Genomic DNA, 17,251 nt, shown 5'->3' with positions numbered 1-17,251 from the left:
AGAAAGGCCGCTATGGAAGGTTTAGAAGAAATTAGTTTTGAAATTATTAGTCATTCGGGGCAAGCAAAAGCAGAAATTATGGAGGCAGTTACCTGCTCTAAGTCTGACGCTAAAGACCCTGAGCCATTGCTGAAAGACGCTAAAGAAGAACTAAAGCAGGCGCAAAACTTACACTTAAAGGTTTTAGCTGATTTTGCTAAAACTGGTGATAACAAAATTGATCCGTTATATATGCATGCTGAAGATCAAATGATTACAGCAGAAAGTTTTTTAGACTTTGCCACCGAGTTGATTAAGACCAACCAAGAATTGGTCAAATTGCGGCAAGAAGTAGCTAAAAAACAGTAATTTTTCGTTTAAAGTTAGTAGCAATTGACCAGATGATAATATAAGCAATTGAAAGTATATAGATAATGAAAATAGAAACAAAAATTAGCAATTTTGAAAAAATGGGGATTGGCCTTTTCGTCCATTGGGGACTCTACTCTAAATTTGCCAAGGGCGAATGGTCACAGAACATCTTAAATATTCCGACCTATCAGGCGGCGTTTAATGAATTCAACCCAAAAGAAGAAAATATTCGCAGCTTAGTTAGACTAGCTAAGAAGTGCGGCTTTAAGTATATTGTTCTTACTGCCAAACATCATGATGGCTTTTACCTCTTTGATACCAAGAATATTAATAACTTTGACAGCGTCCATACCCCATTTCACAAAGATGTTATCAAAATTTTTACCGATGAATGCCACCGGCAAAAGATTGCTCCCTTTATCTATTACGCTACTTATGATTGGAATAACGCTAAGTACCGCGACGACTTTAACGGCTATTTAGCCGAAATGCGTCAACTAATTAAACTTTTATGCACTAATTACGGTGAAATTGGTGGTTTCTGGTTCGATGGTAATTGGGATAAGCCACATGCAGATTGGCAAGAAGATTTGCTTTACCAAGAAATCCGGCAATTACAACCTAATGCCATTATTACCAATAATACCGGACTAGAAAAACAAGGCGTAACGGAAGGGCGAGAAGTTGACGTATTAACGTTTGAGCGTGGCAATCCAACTGCAATTAAGCATGTTCAAAACCAACGCTATTTAGCCGCTGAAACTTCGCTAACACTCAATAAACACTGGGGCAATGCCCAAAATGACCTTAATTATCTTTCTGGGCACCAGTTAATTGAGCAAATTTGCCGGACGCGCAAGGTCGGCGCTAACTTATTAATTAATGTTGGACCAGAATTTGATGGTTCACTGAATATCCACTGTCGTTCACTAATCGAACTAGTTGGTCAATGGATGGCTATCAACCATGAAGCAATTTACCATACCAATAATTATGAGCATTCAACCTACTCCACTATTTCTAATGACCATGATTTTATTAAAGGTAATTACTTATTTGTTGATGACCTAGGAAATATTGGCAACAGCAACGTCGTTCTAGGTGGCGAACAGGCACGTGAATTAGTTTTCACTAATTTTGCAAAACAAAAAATTGACCATATCGCTTGGCTAGACAACCAAAAGCCATTAGCATTTAAACAAGATCAAACAGCTAACACACTTAAAATTGCTGCTGATGGCTTTGAATATGGCACTAACTTAGTCGAGCGCGTGGCCAAAATCTATTATTAAAAACTCTCTTACTATATTTTTCGTTCAAATCAAGCGCTAATTATTATGCGCTCTCCGAGCTTAGCTTTGCTATTTGTAGTGAAGCTAGGCTTTTTTAATTAAAACAATTCTTTAAGGCAGAAAACTATTGCCACTGCTCTTGCTCATACGCCATTTGCCAAAACCGGCATTCATAATAGCTGCTACGCACAAAGGCTTTCTGCATCTGCCCACGCTCTCGTTCTGAAGCTTGCGCAGCTAAGTCATTGGTCAACTTTAACATGCGACTAACATTGACGTCATACCAGTCGCTATCATAGGTCTCAATCCATTTCTGGTAAAGTGCAACCGGTGAACCCGTTTGCACCAATGCTTGACCAATTTCCTGGTAAAGCCAGTAGCAAGGCAAAATGGCACAGACACAAGGTGCAAGACCATCTTTTTCAAGCGTTTTAAACAGATGATTAACATAGGCATACGCCGTTGGCGCTGCGTCAGTTTCTTTAATCTCATTGGATGTGACTTTTAATTCCGCTAAAAAATGCTGCTGCATTGTTATTTCACATTCTTGCAAATCTTGGGCACCTGCCAGCAAGAATCGTTGCACTTCTTGACTAGTAGTTTTCTTTGCCATTAGCCGGTGAATTTTGCTAAATTCAGCTAAATAGTACCTGTCTTGCAATAAGTAAAACCGAAAAGTAGCCAATGGCAATTGGCCACTTTGCAGCTCTTTAACAAAGGGCTGCTCCATGCTTTTTTCCCACAGATCCTTTGCCGCATAACGCAATTGTGCTGTAAATTCAGTCATTATTATCTCCCTCGCCCAATTAATAGTTGCGTGTTTTTTAGTAGTTAGTTTACCTTAGTCGAGTCACTGCAGCAATTCGGTTAAATTAGTTATTGTCTTGCCCAGCAAAAGTAGCTATAATTGAAACCGATAACACGAGGGGTGCCTTTTTGAAGGCTGAGATGGCGGATAGCCAGACCCTTTGAACCTGTAAGCTAATTCTTGCGTAGGAACGTGTCAAAATCCACTTATGCTTTGACACAAATATGTCAAAGCTTTTTTATTGACCTGAAATCGGCGCAGGAGATTTTTAAAGGAGAGATTATGAAACTAGATCTGTTAGCTAAATTACGTGAAACTAATCCAATTGTCCTTAATGCCGCCAATTTTGTGACCGTTCAAGATGTCGCTAACGGCTTAAATGCGCTGGGTGCCTCGCCTATCATGAGTAAGGAAATTGCTGAGGTCGAAGAAATGGTTCAGATGGCATCAAGCATTGCCATCAACCTCGGGACTTTGACTAAATTGCAAATTATGCAAATGAAAGAAATGGGGCTACTTGCCGCGCAAGCTCAAAAACCGGTTGTCCTTGATCCCGTTGCCGTTGGCGCAGTCAATTACCGCCTGCAAACCGCACAAAAATTGCTAGAAGCTTTCCCAGCTACAATCATTCGTGGCAACGCTGGTGAAATTGCCGCTTTAGGTGGTTTTGCCTGGAATGCCAAAGGTATTGATGCGGGTTCAGGCAGTGGCGATCTTGATGAAATTACGCGTAAAACCGCGCAAAAATTGCATTGTACAATTATTGCCAGTGGCGTAACAGACACAATTAGCGATGGCCAAAATATCGCTCATGTTTACAATGGTACCCCGTTATTTCAGGCACACGTTGGTTCAGGTGACATGCTCTCAAGCATTGTTGCCGCCTTTGCGGCCGTCTGCGATAATTCTTTTGAAGCTGCGCAAACAGCTTGCCTAGTTTTTGCAGCTACTGGAGAATTGCTCGTTAATGATCATCCTGAAGTAGGCCCTGGCACATTTAGCATGTATTTGATGGATTATTTAGCTAAAGTCAAAGAAACCGAGATTACAGCTATTGCTAAATTTGATTAAGGAGGTTAGCAATAATGACAGAAGAACTAAATTCATTTCCCCAAGTTTTGACCATTGCTGGGACTGATTCCGGTGGTGGAGCCGGAATTATGGCGGATCTAAAAACTTTTCAGATGCAACATGTTTTTGGGACAGCGGTGGTTGTAGCTGTGACTGCCCAAAATACGCTCGGAGTCCAAGGCTCGTTTTTATTACCACTTGAAATGGTCGATGCCCAATTTGCGTCATTAGCCTCAGACTTTAAGATTAAGGCTTGTAAAACTGGTATGTTGGGAGATGCAGCGCACGTCCATCAAGTAGCTCTTAATCTGCAAAAATATGACTTTGGTCCGGTAACCATCGACCCAGTTATGGTGGCTAAAGGCGGAGCGCCTCTTCTTAGCCAAGATGCTATTGCCACCGTTAAAAATGAGCTATTGCCGCTAGCTAGCCTCATTACACCTAACTTGCCTGAAGCAGAAGCTCTTACCGGAATTAAGGCTACTAGTGAACAAGAATATCCCCAATTAGCACAAAGTCTGCAAAAAATGGGTGTAAAAAACGTGCTTATTAAAGGCGGACATTCTAACGCTGAAGTTGTGCGCGATTACGCTTTATTAGCAGATGGCACTGACTTTTGGGTTAGCAGTCCACGGACGCACACTAACAGGACTCACGGTACTGGTGATACTCTTGCAGCCGCCATTACTGCTCAATTAGCTCTGGGCCATACTCTCAGTGAAGCAATTAAAATCGGCAAACAGTATGTCACCAAGGCGATTGAACAAACGATTCAGGTTGGTCACGGTCATGGACCACTTAATCATTGGGTTAAGGTAGATTAGGAGGAGATTATGGCTCAATTTAACGCAACACAATTAACCGCATATTTCGTCTGCGGGACACAAGACTTGCCAGCCGGAAAGACTTTACCTAAATTGGTCGAAGAAGCTTTAAAAGCAGGTATCACTGCTTATCAGTTTCGTGATAAAGGGCCAAAGTCAACGTTAAACGAAGATGACCGCTTACCAATGGCAAAAGAACTTCATGAACTTTGCCAAAAATACCATGTTCCTTTCTTCGTTGATGATGATGTTAAACTTGCCCAGAAGGTTGGTGCCGAAGGAATTCATGTTGGACAAGACGATGAAGATATTTCCCGGGTAATAAAAGATGTGCAAGGAAAAATGATTGTCGGTTATTCTTGTTCAACAAGTGCTGAAATAAGTCTTGCGGATCATATTAGCGGAATTGATTATTACGGTAGTGGTCCCATCTTTGCTACTCAGTCTAAAGATGATGCTGATCCAGAAATTGGAATTGCTGGCCTGACAAAATTGGTCCAACAAACTGACCGTCCAATTGTTGCAATTGGGGGGATCACAGAAAAAGATTTAACCCAAATTGCCGGCACTAAAGCTGCCGGCGCCGCTGTTATTTCAATGATTGCACAAAGCAGTAATATTGCAGAAACTGTGGCCGCAATGCTAAACACTAATTGGCAGCATTAAAACTGCCCGCTATTTTAAGCACACAAAAACTCCGTTTATTAGCGGAGTTTTTTATTGATTTAATTTTAAATAATTAACTACTGTCTCATATTACTTTAGCCCTAATATTCTTATTACACATTTTTTAAATAAGTTTCATAGACCGGACACAGTTCAAAGGCATAATTACGGTAAGTTCTAGTTGCCAACTTATCTGTTGAATCAAATTCACCAGTTAAAGTCTGATATTTTGCTTGCGCCCAGCTTAATTGCCGTTGTTGTAAAAAATCTAGTAGTTCTGGTTTTACTGCTCCCATCCAGCCCCACGTTAATTCATGCGGATGATCTTCAAAGGTAAAACAGTAGGCAGCAAGCTGATTTTTTACTCTTAAAACTAGTGGCGCATCTAGCAACTGATCGGCATAAATAACTTCTTGCCATTCTTCTAAAGAAAGATCAGCCACTGGGTTAGCCTGGTGATTTTCTTGGTAATCGGCATAACTTTGGCGCGTTAATTCCGCTAATTGTTCTGGACATTTTTTCAAAGCGGTCAGACTTATCAGCTCAAAATCACTTGCAATTTTAATAGCTTTGGTCTGATCTAAAGCTGAAGATAAAGGCATCTTGGGCATAACCGTGGTTCTAATTAAGTGAAAGCCATTGTCCTTGGCCAGAGTATTAAAGACTAGTTGCGGAGCATAATCATAAGTAATTAGGGCTTTTTTTTGCATTTTGCGAGCAACTTGCTCCAGTTCTTCGATCATTTGCTGAAAGAACCGTTCTTGTTCAGCTAAGGCTACTTGAGGTGAAAGATAAGCAGCAAAATTAAGTGCAGTCGGATGAAAGTCGTTAATCCAATAGGTGCTGGTCCCAATCGTTTTTCCCGCTAAAAAGTAATTTGGTTGATGTTGGGAAAATTTACCCATCATTTCTTTAATCATACGATAAGCGGCCACGTTTTTAAGTAGGTCTTTGCTCATTTTGATAACTCTCATTAAACATAATTAATCGTCACTTCACCGAATTTGCTTGATCCCTGCAAAAGCACTTTAGGACCACCGCCGGTAGAAGTACCATTGATTTCAACTTCACCAAAAACAGCTGCTAAATGATCTTCTATTCGCCAAGATAATGGCAGATAAATTACTACTTCACTCATTGAAACATTCAGATTAATGACCACCGTATCACCAGCGACCTTAGCAGAATCAAGATAAACATTAGTTTCACCCAAAGTAGAATTAATCGTCACACTTTCTAAATTTTGTGAATGAACGTAACGTGAGACCTCAGATAAACGCTGATTAATGACAATATTGCGGTCGTTTTCATCCCTACTTCTAGAAGAAAAGTTATTACCTGTCGTTTTAAACTCTCCATCTTCCCAGATTTGGTCATATTTATTTTGGTGATGATTAATGCGAAATAGCGTATCACGACGCCAACCTTTAGCAAAAATCAGGCATAAGCCAACATATACCAAACATGCGGCCAGTAATAAGGTCCACGGGACAATTTTAGTAATATGAAGCGGTCCAGCATAAACAATTAGTAAAAATGTTACTGAAAAAACCATTCCAAAAATGCTTTTACCAGCAATGCTATTAATCAGTAAAATGCCAAAAACGGCTGTCCAAAAAATTGTTCCTAAGCCTAAATGAAATGATAAAAGGTGCATTTGGTTCATAACAATATAGACTGCTGCAGCAACTAACCCAATGCCCCAAAGTATTTCCTTAATTTTTTGTTTTCTCATTATGATGACCTTCTCTCGTTTAATCGATCACTTAAACTGTGATAATAGCGGCGCGATACATAGACGGTTTTATATGAATCCCGAAAGTGAACCTGACAATTTGAAATTGACCTTGTTAACGCATAGATCTGTTTTAAATTTAAAATTGTTGATTTTGAAATCCTCATAAATTGGCTGCTCAACAAATTTTCTAATTCATAAAGTTTGTAATTGACAGTAAAAGCTTCCGTTTTTGTATGCGCGATTACCTGCCGCCCCTCAGTTTCAAAAAACAAAATATCCGCTAGATTTACATAATAGGTTAATTCATCTTTATGACACTCAAGCTGATCAGGTCGTCCATCCAATTCTTGCAATTGGCGATAAATTTGTTCCACTTCGGGGGACAATTCCCGTGCATGAATGGTCACTGACGGTTCTTCTTGTTCTGGGTCAAGCTCAATTTTCACCTTCAAGATTCTCACCTGCCTTTCATCTGATATTTTTATTAAACGCTAATTAATTTTTAAAAGCCAGTTTATTTTCTCAAGTGGTCACTTTTTTTGCTTAAGTGGTTAAACAAAAAGAGTTAAACTGCCGGACGCAAAAAGCACTCATACTGCTAGTAAGAGCTAACACGATGAGTGCAAAAGATTGAAAATTAAAATCTTTACTGACCTTAATTAAAACCGTTATTGTAGCCAGTTTTTTACTTGGGCTATCACATGAGCATAATCAACCTTAGCAAAATCGGATACGTCCAGGAATATGGTCTTACCCAGTCTGAAATTAGCGTATCCACGCTTGCGATTAAACTCGGCAAATTCGGTTTTTGTCTTGTGAATATCCATTTTGGACCGATCAGGTAAAGTGTCACCAGCATGATAGTGATTCATGATAAAACCCAGATGCCTGGCCGGATCAAGATCACGCTTTTGTTGCCGTTTGTATAAAATATTCAAATTACAGGTAAGCGTAATGGTAATTATTTGGTACTGGTACCGACTGGCTACTTGTTGTAATTTATCGTGCTGCCGGTAAGAAAACGGGTAATCGGCAATAATAGATTTTCCCTCAGCCATTAGGTCCGCTATTTTTTGGTAAAAAAGTACGTAGGCTTGATCATCCAATTGCTTTTTCTCTTGTTCATTATCAAACCCGTATTTTTCATACAATTGTTCTTTAAAACCATCAATTGAAGTCTCATGAAAAAAGTTGGGAATAGCGTGACAGATCAAATTGGCCAAATAGGATTTGCCCGTTCCGGGACTGCCAGCTAGTAAAAGCATTGTGTGTTGCACTGAAACATCACCTGCTATTTCTGGTTCATAAAAAGCGCAATTTTGTGCTTAATAATTTGATAAACTTCCTCATTACATGGAATCATATTATTTCGCAGTGACTCATTAACTTCCGTTTTGCTTAACTTTTCCTTTGCCTTTTTAGTCCAAGCCACAAGCAATTCGGTTCCGACATTAAACTTACGAATACCATTTTCGGTCAAACGATGATAGTCACTTTCTGCAACACCTGTACCGCCATGAATAACCATCGGCTTTTTAAGATGAGCATGCAGCTCTTCGATTAACGGGAAATTTAATTTAGTCTTTGACTGAAATTGACCGTGATGCGTACCAACACCAACGGCTAGGGCATCTACGTCACATTCTTGAAGAAACTGTACAGCGTCTTCAAGACGGGTATAATTGCCTTCTTTGACGGTAAAGCCTTCTTCGGTTCCGCCAATTGTTCCAATTTCGCCTTCAACCGACACTCCACGCTGGTGTGCATATTCAACCACCCGCTTAGTTTTTTCAATATTTTCCTTAAATGGTAAAAGTGAACCATCAAACATTACTGAACTATAGCCAGCCGCAATCGCCGCTTCAATATCTTCTAATTTGCGCGCATGATCAAGGTGTAAAACGACGTCAACGGCCTCATGTTCTGCCATTGTCTTGCAGACTGCCACAAAATTTCTCATCCCTTCCGTTTCAGCAGTTCCAACTGATGTTTGAATAATAATTGGCGCACCTTCTTCATGAGCCGCCTTAATCATTGCTGGTACCATTTCAAGATTATGTGCATTAAACGCACCAACCGTAAAATCTAATTCTTCCGCTTCAGCTAATACTTCTTTCAAAGTTTGATAAGCCATTTTTTCTCCTTTAACTTGTTTACTAATTTCCGTTATTTTGACCGCATTATTTTTTTCGATAACGCCGTCAATTCGTCACTTTTATTAAGCCATTTTTGGATCTCATCATTATTGCCAGCATAAGCTGCTTCTTGCCGTTTAACGTCATAGAGCTGCAGCAATCCGTCAAATGCCGGGCCAAAGTCTTCATTGCAATGTAAGCTTTGCTCATAAGCAGCAATTGCTTTATCATTTGCGCCCAGTTTTTGGTAATCTTGACCAAGTTTTGTTAAAACTGCTGCTTTTTCTTTTTTACCTGCAGCAGTATTAGCATCTGTAGATTGCTCTATCTGCTTATTTAAAGTAGTAATGTCCGTTGTTAACTGCTTTTTGTCCGTATCCGTTAGCTGCACCTTTTTTTGCAGGCTACTAGCAGTAACCGGCTCTTTTTTCTTATTAGTATTAAAAATTCGACTAAGAAAAGACATTTTGCATTACCCCCATTATTTAGCCAAAAGCATGAAATGCTGGTGCAATAACCCACAAATAGAGTAAAGCGGCCGTGATTGTATCAACATCTGTTGCAGTTGCGTTCACAAAGCCGACTGCCGACAATGTTCCAACTAATAAAGCGGGCAATAAAGTAATGAACAGACCATGGACAATACCCCCGATAATCGCACCACGCTTACCGCCGACTGCGTTGCCAAAAATCCCGGCTGTTCCGCCGGCAAAGAAATTAGTGGTCATCCCTGGCAAGATAACTGCCAATCCTACGAGTGGCGATAAAAACATCCCAATTACGGTCCCAATCGTTGTTGTGATAAAGCCAATAATTACCGCATTGGGTGAATAAGGAAACAGCACCGGGCAGTCTAAAGCCGGAATCGAGTTCGGTACTACTTTCATTGCGATGCCCCGGAATGCGGGAACAATTTCTCCTAACATTAAGCGCACTCCCGAAAGCATGACATACACGCCCACTGTGAACTCAATTGCCTGCAAAAAGGCATAAATAATGTAGTTTACGCTACCGGCTGCACCACCGGCTGCTTTAGCTGACCAGTAGGGGCCTGCAAAGGCTGCTGTAATAATGTATAGCGGGATCATTACGACCATAATTGATAGTGAGTTATCCTGTAAAAAAGACATACTCTTAGGCAACTTAACGTGTTCCCATGAGTCCGTTCTTTCCTTGATGTTAGTAACATGTTGATCAACCTTGCGGTCACGCACTAACCAGGCAACCCCAGCTTCCACTAGATAGCCAATTGTACAAAAATGTCCTAACGCAATCGCGTCATTGCCAGTGATTTTACGAACAATAGGCTGCGCTAAAGCTGGCATTGCTACAGCAAAAATGCCGCCAACAATACTACCCATTAAAATTAGCGGAAAACCTTTTAGACCAGCAAAGTGACCACCGATAACCGTCATTGTTGCCATCCATAACAAGGCTTGACCCGTTAAGAAAACATATTTCCATTTACTAAATCTGGCAATCAAAATATTGATGATAAAAATACCCAGTAAAGTCAATGCAATATCATTTCCTAGGCCCAGCTTATTCATCGCTTGGCCATTGATTGCTTCAATACTTGGCACGATTCCTTGCGTGTGGAAACCATGTTGAAAAATAACTGCAAAATAAGCTAAGCTTTGCTGAATAATAGTAGAACCAGCAGATAAAACTTCGAAGCCAAGCAAAGTTTTTAGTGTGCCGCTAATTACTGCGCCTGGTTTTTTCCCTTGCAACATCAATCCCAGCAGTGCAATTAGCGAAATTAAAATTGCAGCCTGAGTCAAAATATTATTAATTATCCATTGAATAACGACCATTTTTTCTCACTCCTTCTCCATTCAGCTTTCGGCGATTTTCTTTACCACAGGTAAGACCTTCTCCTTAATTTCATTTTTATCAACAATGTTATCCAGATAAACTAATTTAGTTTTTGGATCAATTTGGGTATTTGCAAATTGCGATCTAAAATTGCTGGCGGAAACAATCACGTCCGCATTTAATGAAGGTGCGTCTGAAATAGAATCGTGGCCTGAATTGACGGCAATGCCTGCTTCTTGGAAAACATCGTCCGCCTCCATCTGACAAGCCAAGCTTGAACCTAGGCCATTGCCACAAATGAAGAAAACGTTTGGTACTTTAGTCATAATTTATCCTCCTAATCTGTTTATTTAGTTGTTCCTAGCAAGATCTTTTTAAAGTCGGCTGGATTGTCTTGAGCAAATAATTCACTGATTTTATTAGGCTTGTTAATTAAGTTAACAATTGCCTTTAAGACATTTAAATGTGAGTAACTATCGATTGCAGATAAAACAAAGATAATTTTTACTGGGTCATTTGCTTTATTGCCAAAATTGATCGGTTTAGCAAGGGATGCAACACTGACGTCCAATTTAGCAACGCCATCTTCTGGGCGAGCATGAGCAAGAGCGATTCCCGGGCCAATGACAATATACGGCCCAAACTTGGCAACGGAATCCTCCATTGCGGTTACATATTGGCTATTGATTGACTGGTTAGCAAGTAATGGCTGGCTAGCTTTTTCAATAGCTTCCCGCCAATTATTGGCCTCAATTTTGATTTGAATCTTATCGTCAGTTAACAAGTCTCGAAGCAATGGCTTCACCTCCCTTTCTTTAATATCAATCTGATGAGCTGCAAGAATACTAATTATTTGATCGACTACACCGGCTGAAACGGCATGCCCGGTCTGAGCTTCAACTAAGGAAACAATGTCTTTTAATAAGTTGCGGCCGCTATCTTGCTTATTAAGCGGCTCGTGGTGTTTTTTAATATCAGTTTCAGCGATAAAACTGCGTAATTTGGCATAATCTCCCTGCATTGGCAGCGGCGACATTTTAAAGCTGGGGATTGGAGCAGTAGATTTTGCAATTGTCTTCACGACAAAATCGATTTTTAACCTTTTTAGTGAGTTAATATCCTGCGTGCCCAATACGGCAACCACTTCAATATTCATATTACGTGCTAGGTTAGCCGCTAAGAGTTGCCCCGTCGCCTCACCGTAATTGCACAAAACAGCAACGCGGTAAAAACCTTTTTCCTTACTACTTTCCTCATAATAAGTACTGAAATAAACCGTTATATAGGCTCGTTCACCCTCTGAAACTTTTTGGTGGTATTGTTTAGTAAAAAACGCCGAAACATCATGGTAAATTGCCGCATAGTTGGTTTTTAATACTGCAGTTAAGGGGTTAAAGATTTCGATGTGGTCTTCTTGTCTTTGCAAAAATGCTGAAATATGCGAGTTAAGTTGTTCATATAATTGCTCAGAGTCGCGGTAATTGATTTTTTCCACAGCACTCATATAATCAATTAACCGCAAAGTTAGTAGTTCGGACTGATTCCATTTATCTAAGCGCACCTCTTTTTCACCCAAGAAAGTTTTGATAATAAAGGTCATATAACTTTGCTCGTTTTCTGGTGCGGTTAAGTTTAGTTTTTGCAGCAACATTTTAAGCTCCGCACGAATTTTGGTATTAGCAACTTCCCAGTTAGAAACTTGACCATCATCTAGGTAGTGCTTTTCACTTATTCGTCTAATCCAGATTGCCATTAAAACGGAAATCTGTGCCTGACGAGCAGAAATACCGTCATAACGCCCACCATGAATTAACTTTTGCGCAGTTTTATTAGTTTGCTGAAGAACTTGTGCTTTCAGATAAGCAATGACAATTTGGTAACTATCACTTCCCTTAAAGTTTTTCTTTTCTACTAGCCTTGAAATATCAACATTTTCAACAATCAGTTGCTGAATCATTGTTCTAATATTTCTTTCCGCACCGATAATTTCTGCTCCTTGCTGGGTATTTAAAACCAACGAGTATTTGGCCAAAAAGCGCCTAACCTGGCGGATATCTTTTGCCATCGTACTTTTACTTACCTGCAGCTTTTCTTGCTCCTCATAAATTTTCACTTGTTTGGGTGCTCGTAAGAAACTGATGATAATATCAAGTTGTCTTTTCTTAGGATCAAGAAATGAATCCGCGCCTATTGCTAGATAGCGGGCCAATGTCTGTTTTTCTTTTAGACTAAGATGAAAAGTTAGCTGACCACGATTATTAGTAATTTGTGCAAGCGCCAAATCGCCTAATGTTTGATTAATTTCCGTCACATCATTTCTAATTGTCCGTGAAGAAACGGTTAGGATGTGACTCAATTCACCAATTGCTAGCTTTCCTTGGCTAAGCAATTTATTAATTAACAACAGTTGTCGGTCCTTCATCTCCCTCACCTCAGTTCAAATAATACGTTACCGCTTTCATTGAAAAAAGAGTTTCTTGTTTCCACTTCATTTGGAAAAAGTACACACATGGTTCATATTTTTGCCACCGATAAATGAAAAATGTGGACAAAAAAAGACTAACTTCCAAATTAAACTTGGAAATTAGTCCTTATTAAATATTTTGTTTTATTCTAAACCGACTTTTTTAAAAATATCGTCAACGTGACGCAAGTGATAGTGGTAATCAAAAGCATCCGCAACATCATCTTCCGAAAGATAATTCATAATTTTACTGTTCTCAACTAATTTTCTAAATGAAATTCCTTCATTCCAAGATTTAGTTGTCAGCTTTTGCACCATATCATATGCGTCTTCACGAGAAAGCCCTGCTTCATCGATTAGTTTAAGCAGCAGTCTTTGTGAATAAATTAAGCCATAAGTTTTATCCATATTCTTGAGCATGGTTTCGGGGAAAACATCAAGATTGGTCAAAATTCGATTAAACCGATTTAGCATATAATCAATGCCAATCGTGGTATCAGGCAAAATAATTCGTTCGGCACTTGAATGCGAAATATCACGTTCGTGCCAAAGAGTGACATCCTCATACGCCGTTACAATGTGCCCACGCAAAACCCGCGCCATTCCGCACAGATTTTCTGAACCAATTGGATTGCGTTTATGCGGCATCGCGGATGAGCCCTTTTGTCCCGCACGGAAATGCTCTTCAACTTCATGAATTTCCGACCGTTGCAAGCTGCGGATCTCTGTTGCCCAATTTTCAATGCTAGTAGCAATTAAGGCTAGTGTAGCAATGTATTCTGCGTGCAAATCGCGGGGTAAAATTTGACTTGTAATCGGCTGTTGAGTCAGCCCAAGCTGTTGAAGCACACTAGTTTCAATTTCTGGTGGCACATTCGCAAAAGTACCAACCGCACCAGAAATTTTACCGGATTCTACGCCTTTAGCAGCATGTTCAAAGCGATCAATATCGCGGTTGATTTCTGCATACCAGCGAGCCAGTTTTAAACCAAAAGTAGTAGGCTCAGCTTGCACACCATGCGTGCGACCCATTTCAACGGTATTTTTGTATTTACGCGCTTTTTCTGCAATCGTCTTTTTCAATTCCTGCAAGTCTTGCCTAATGATTTCATCGGCTTGTTTGAGAATATAACCTTGGGCAGTATCAACAACATCAGTTGAAGTCAGGCCAAAGTGAACCCACTTTTTCTCCGGGCCAAGGCTTTCAGAAACCGTTCTAGTAAATGCGACAACATCATGATGCGTTACTTGTTCGAGCTCAGCCACTCTTTCGGGTGTAAAACGAGCATTTTGCGCAATTTTGGCAGCATCTTCTCGTGGCACTTCGCCGATTTCGCTCCAAGCATTTGTCGCAGCAATCTCAACTTTTAGCCAAGCCGCATATTTATTTTCATCTGACCATATTTTGCCCATTTCAGGGCGAGTGTATCGTTCTAACATCAATTACATTTCCCAAGGATTACGTAAAACAATTGTTTGTTCACGCTCTGGTCCAACCGAAACGGTTACCAGCGGAACGCCAACTAACTCAGCAACACGGTTTAAGAATTTTTGCGCATTTTCAGGCAAATCTTCCCAGGTTTTGGCATTAGTAATATCTTCTTGCCATGCAGGTAGTTCTTCGTAAACCGGCTTGCAGCGCTCCAATTCTTTTAGACTAGCTGGATAGTAATCGATTTCTTGACCATCTAGTTCATATGCGGTCGCAATCTTAATTGTGTCAAAACCACTGAAGATATCAAGCAAGTTCAAGCTTAAGCCGTTAATGCCAGCAACTCGTTTAGCATGACGCAATGCAACGGAGTCAAACCAGCCAACCCGCCGTGGTCGACCGGTAACTGTGCCGTATTCATGAGCAGTTTCACGGATGCGGTCGCCAGTCTCATCAAGAAGTTCTGTTGGGAATGGACCAGCACCAACACGAGTAGTGTATGCCTTGCAAACACCAATCACAGTGTTTAGTCGGTTAGCGCCAATCCCAATTCCGCTAGCAATTCCACCTGAAATTGTATTTGATGAAGTTACAAATGGGTATGTTCCTTCATCTAAGTCGAGCATAATTCCCTGTGCACCTTCAAACAATACTTTTTCATCGTTATCTAACGCATCATTAACTAATACAGAAGTATCAGTTACGTATTTTTTCATTTTTTGGCCGTATTCATAGTACTTGTTGAAGATTTCGTCATAATCAAGTTCAGGCTTACCATAAATTTTAGTAAATAATTCGTTTTTAGCAGCTAAATTAGCGCGTAATTTTTCTGCAAATGTATCTTTTTCAAGTAAATCACAAACTCTGATACCAATTCTTGAAGCCTTATCCATGTAAGTTGGTCCAATACCATTTTTGGTTGTGCCAATTTTATTTGCACCTTTTGCTTCTTCTTGATACTCGTCTTGCTTAATATGATAAGGCATGATGACATGAGCACGGTTGGAAATTCGTAATTTGCTGGTATCAATCCCATTTTTTTCAAGGTTTTCAAGTTCACCTAATAAAACCTCTGGGTTAATTACTACACCATTACCGATAACTGCTCCTTTAGCAGATGCGAAAATACCGGATGGAATTAAGCGCATCTTAAAAGTTTGATTATCGATTTCAATTGTGTGCCCAGCATTATTACCACCATTGGAACGAACGGAGTAAGCTGCTTCCTTACTCAAAAAATCGGTTATTTTACCTTTTCCTTCGTCGCCCCATTGGCTACCAACAACTGTAACTGCTGTCATTTTCCTTCACCTCATTAAAAATCTACAAATATCACGTAAATAGTCTAGCAATTTAAGCTATCATAGTCAAATTTAAATGCGAATTATTCCGACTAATCTATTTTAGATAGTTCGATTTTTATATTGACAAAAATATGCTTTTTGATTATAGTAACTTGGTTTGGAAAAGAGATATTTAAATAGGAGCCGATTTACTTATGAGTAATTATTTTAGTGTAGAAGCCTTTGATTACGATGATATTCAACTTGTTCCTAACAAAGGAATCATCAAAAGCCGTCATGATGCGGATACTAGTGTTAAGTTTGGAAACCGAACATTTAAAATCCCGGTTGTTCCAGCTAACATGGAGAGCGTCATTAATGACGAGTTGGCTATTTGGCTTGCGCAAAACGGCTATTACTATGTAATGCACCGCTTTCAACCTGAAAAGCGGCTCGATTTCATCAAAATGATGCATGAAAAAGGCCTTTTTGCTTCAATTTCTGTCGGTATTAAAAAGGACGAATATAACTTTATTGATCAATTAGCAGCTGAAAAAATCGTTCCCGAATACATTACGATTGATGTCGCTCACGGCCATTCCGTCTATGTCATTGACATGATTAAATACATTAAAGAAAAATTACCAGATACTTTCTTAACCGCGGGAAACATTGCCACGCCAGAAGCTGTTCGTGAACTAGAAAACGCTGGTGCTGATGCTACCAAAGTTGGTGTTGGTCCTGGACGTGCATGTATTACCAAACTTAAAACCGGTTTTGGTACTGGTGGCTGGCAGCTAGCTGCTCTTAGAATGTGCAGTAAAGTTGCCAGCAAACCACTAATCGCTGATGGCGGTATCCGTTATAACGGCGATATAGCAAAATCTGTTCGCTTTGGTGCAACAATGGTCATGATTGGTTCAATGCTAGCCGGTCACGAAGAATCCCCAGGTAACGTTATTAAGATTGACGGTAAAACCTACAAGCAATATTGGGGCTCCGCATCTGAAGTTCAAAAAGGAGCCTACCGCAATGTTGAGGGTAAACAAATGCTTGTACCATATCGGGGCTCAATTGCTGATACTTTGACCGAAATGCAAGAAGACTTGCAATCTTCTATTTCTTATGCCGGTGGTAAAACGCTTAGTTCAATTAAGCTTGTTGATTATGTTATCGTTAAAAACACCATTATGAGCGGTGATAAATAATTGCTAATTTATCCAGATAAGTAATTTGTTATAGCATTAATTAACTATTTCCGTTAAAATAATAAATACCCCAGTGCGGTTAGGTAGCAGCACTGGGATTTTTTGTTTTAGCTAATAATTAAACCTAAAAAAATGACTAGTTGAGCCATAATCTAGCAGAT

Annotated in this window: 18 protein-coding genes and 1 riboswitch; of the genes, 6 read left to right on the top strand and 12 right to left on the bottom strand. The window is 39.8% G+C overall.

All coding sequences use genetic code 11. The features are described from left to right. Window positions 1-12: 12 nt before the first annotated feature. Together J3U69_RS05070 and J3U69_RS05065 are read left to right on the top strand one after the other, a co-directional pair. Complete coding sequence (locus J3U69_RS05070; RefSeq protein WP_220234930.1) at window positions 13-348, top strand: PTS lactose/cellobiose transporter subunit IIA; 336 nt, start codon at window positions 13-15, stop codon at window positions 346-348. Window positions 349-413: 65 nt separating this feature from the next. Further along, window positions 414-1,643, top strand: coding sequence for an alpha-L-fucosidase (locus tag J3U69_RS05065; RefSeq protein WP_267413258.1), 1,230 nt, complete (start codon window positions 414-416; stop codon window positions 1,641-1,643). A gap of 124 nt (window positions 1,644-1,767) precedes the next feature. Here the strand turns inward: J3U69_RS05065 and tenA are convergent, their stop codons facing one another. Beyond that, on the bottom strand, window positions 1,768-2,430 hold the full coding sequence (tenA, locus tag J3U69_RS05060) for a thiaminase II (RefSeq protein ID WP_267413257.1): 663 nt from the start codon (window positions 2,428-2,430) through the stop codon (window positions 1,768-1,770). A 127-nt stretch (window positions 2,431-2,557) separates the two neighbouring features. Next, window positions 2,558-2,659: riboswitch (TPP riboswitch) on the top strand. Between the two features lie 74 nt (window positions 2,660-2,733). Here tenA and thiM point away from each other — a divergent pair. From thiM to thiE, 3 genes are read left to right on the top strand one after another with little or no spacing between them, the layout of a single operon-like run. Then, on the top strand, window positions 2,734-3,522 hold the full coding sequence (gene thiM / locus J3U69_RS05055; protein ID WP_103752548.1) for a hydroxyethylthiazole kinase: 789 nt from the start codon (window positions 2,734-2,736) through the stop codon (window positions 3,520-3,522). Between the two features lie 14 nt (window positions 3,523-3,536). Then, window positions 3,537-4,346 (top strand): bifunctional hydroxymethylpyrimidine kinase/phosphomethylpyrimidine kinase, encoded by an 810-nt coding sequence (gene thiD / locus J3U69_RS05050; RefSeq protein ID WP_267413256.1) that lies wholly within the window; start codon window positions 3,537-3,539, stop codon window positions 4,344-4,346. A gap of 9 nt (window positions 4,347-4,355) precedes the next feature. Further along, a complete protein-coding gene (gene thiE / locus J3U69_RS05045) occupies window positions 4,356-5,012 on the top strand; it encodes a thiamine phosphate synthase (RefSeq protein ID WP_267413255.1) in 657 nt (218 codons plus the stop codon). Window positions 5,013-5,125: 113 nt separating this feature from the next. Here thiE and J3U69_RS05040 read toward each other — a convergent pair whose 3' ends face one another. The 11 genes from J3U69_RS05040 to J3U69_RS04990 form a co-directional block, all read right to left on the bottom strand. Further along, complete coding sequence (locus tag J3U69_RS05040; protein WP_267413254.1) at window positions 5,126-5,971, bottom strand: hypothetical protein; 846 nt, start codon at window positions 5,969-5,971, stop codon at window positions 5,126-5,128. Window positions 5,972-5,985: 14 nt separating this feature from the next. Beyond that, on the bottom strand, window positions 5,986-6,747 hold the full coding sequence (locus tag J3U69_RS05035) for a LiaF transmembrane domain-containing protein (RefSeq protein ID WP_267413253.1): 762 nt from the start codon (window positions 6,745-6,747) through the stop codon (window positions 5,986-5,988). Next, complete coding sequence (locus J3U69_RS05030; protein ID WP_103752553.1) at window positions 6,747-7,202, bottom strand: LytTR family DNA-binding domain-containing protein; 456 nt, start codon at window positions 7,200-7,202, stop codon at window positions 6,747-6,749. The genes J3U69_RS05035 and J3U69_RS05030 overlap by 1 nt, the downstream gene beginning before the upstream one ends. Window positions 7,203-7,418: 216 nt before the next feature. Continuing rightward, window positions 7,419-8,027, bottom strand: a complete 609-nt coding sequence (locus J3U69_RS05025; protein WP_267413252.1) for an AAA family ATPase — start codon at window positions 8,025-8,027, stop codon at window positions 7,419-7,421. A 14-nt stretch (window positions 8,028-8,041) separates the two neighbouring features. Then, window positions 8,042-8,884: a class II fructose-bisphosphate aldolase gene (locus J3U69_RS05020; RefSeq protein ID WP_267413251.1), complete on the bottom strand. Its 843-nt coding sequence runs from the start codon at window positions 8,882-8,884 to the stop codon at window positions 8,042-8,044. A 32-nt stretch (window positions 8,885-8,916) separates the two neighbouring features. Then, window positions 8,917-9,351 (bottom strand): hypothetical protein, encoded by a 435-nt coding sequence (locus J3U69_RS05015; protein WP_267413250.1) that lies wholly within the window; start codon window positions 9,349-9,351, stop codon window positions 8,917-8,919. Between the two features lie 19 nt (window positions 9,352-9,370). Then, a complete protein-coding gene (locus J3U69_RS05010; RefSeq protein WP_267410051.1) occupies window positions 9,371-10,702 on the bottom strand; it encodes a PTS sugar transporter subunit IIC in 1,332 nt (443 codons plus the stop codon). Window positions 10,703-10,723: 21 nt separating this feature from the next. Next, entirely contained in the window at window positions 10,724-11,029 is a 306-nt protein-coding gene (locus tag J3U69_RS05005) for a PTS sugar transporter subunit IIB (RefSeq protein WP_267410050.1), read from the bottom strand. A 20-nt stretch (window positions 11,030-11,049) separates the two neighbouring features. Then, a complete protein-coding gene (locus J3U69_RS05000) occupies window positions 11,050-13,125 on the bottom strand; it encodes a BglG family transcription antiterminator (RefSeq protein ID WP_267413249.1) in 2,076 nt (691 codons plus the stop codon). Window positions 13,126-13,311: 186 nt separating this feature from the next. Then, complete coding sequence (purB, locus tag J3U69_RS04995; RefSeq protein ID WP_267413248.1) at window positions 13,312-14,607, bottom strand: adenylosuccinate lyase; 1,296 nt, start codon at window positions 14,605-14,607, stop codon at window positions 13,312-13,314. Window positions 14,608-14,610: 3 nt separating this feature from the next. Continuing rightward, the gene (locus J3U69_RS04990; protein WP_220220340.1) at window positions 14,611-15,900 is read right to left on the bottom strand and encodes an adenylosuccinate synthase; all 1,290 of its coding nucleotides are present in this window, start codon (window positions 15,898-15,900) and stop codon (window positions 14,611-14,613) included. Between the two features lie 197 nt (window positions 15,901-16,097). On the opposite strand from J3U69_RS04990, the gene J3U69_RS04985 reads away from it, so the two are divergent. After that, window positions 16,098-17,090, top strand: coding sequence for a GMP reductase (locus tag J3U69_RS04985; protein ID WP_103752556.1), 993 nt, complete (start codon window positions 16,098-16,100; stop codon window positions 17,088-17,090). The last annotated feature ends 161 nt before the right edge of the window (window positions 17,091-17,251 follow it).

Source organism: Lactobacillus sp. B4026 (assembly GCF_026535825.1).
GTDB classification, from domain to species: Bacteria; Bacillota; Bacilli; order Lactobacillales; family Lactobacillaceae; genus Lactobacillus; species Lactobacillus panisapium.
This window is presented reverse-complemented; position numbering and strand designations above follow the sequence as displayed.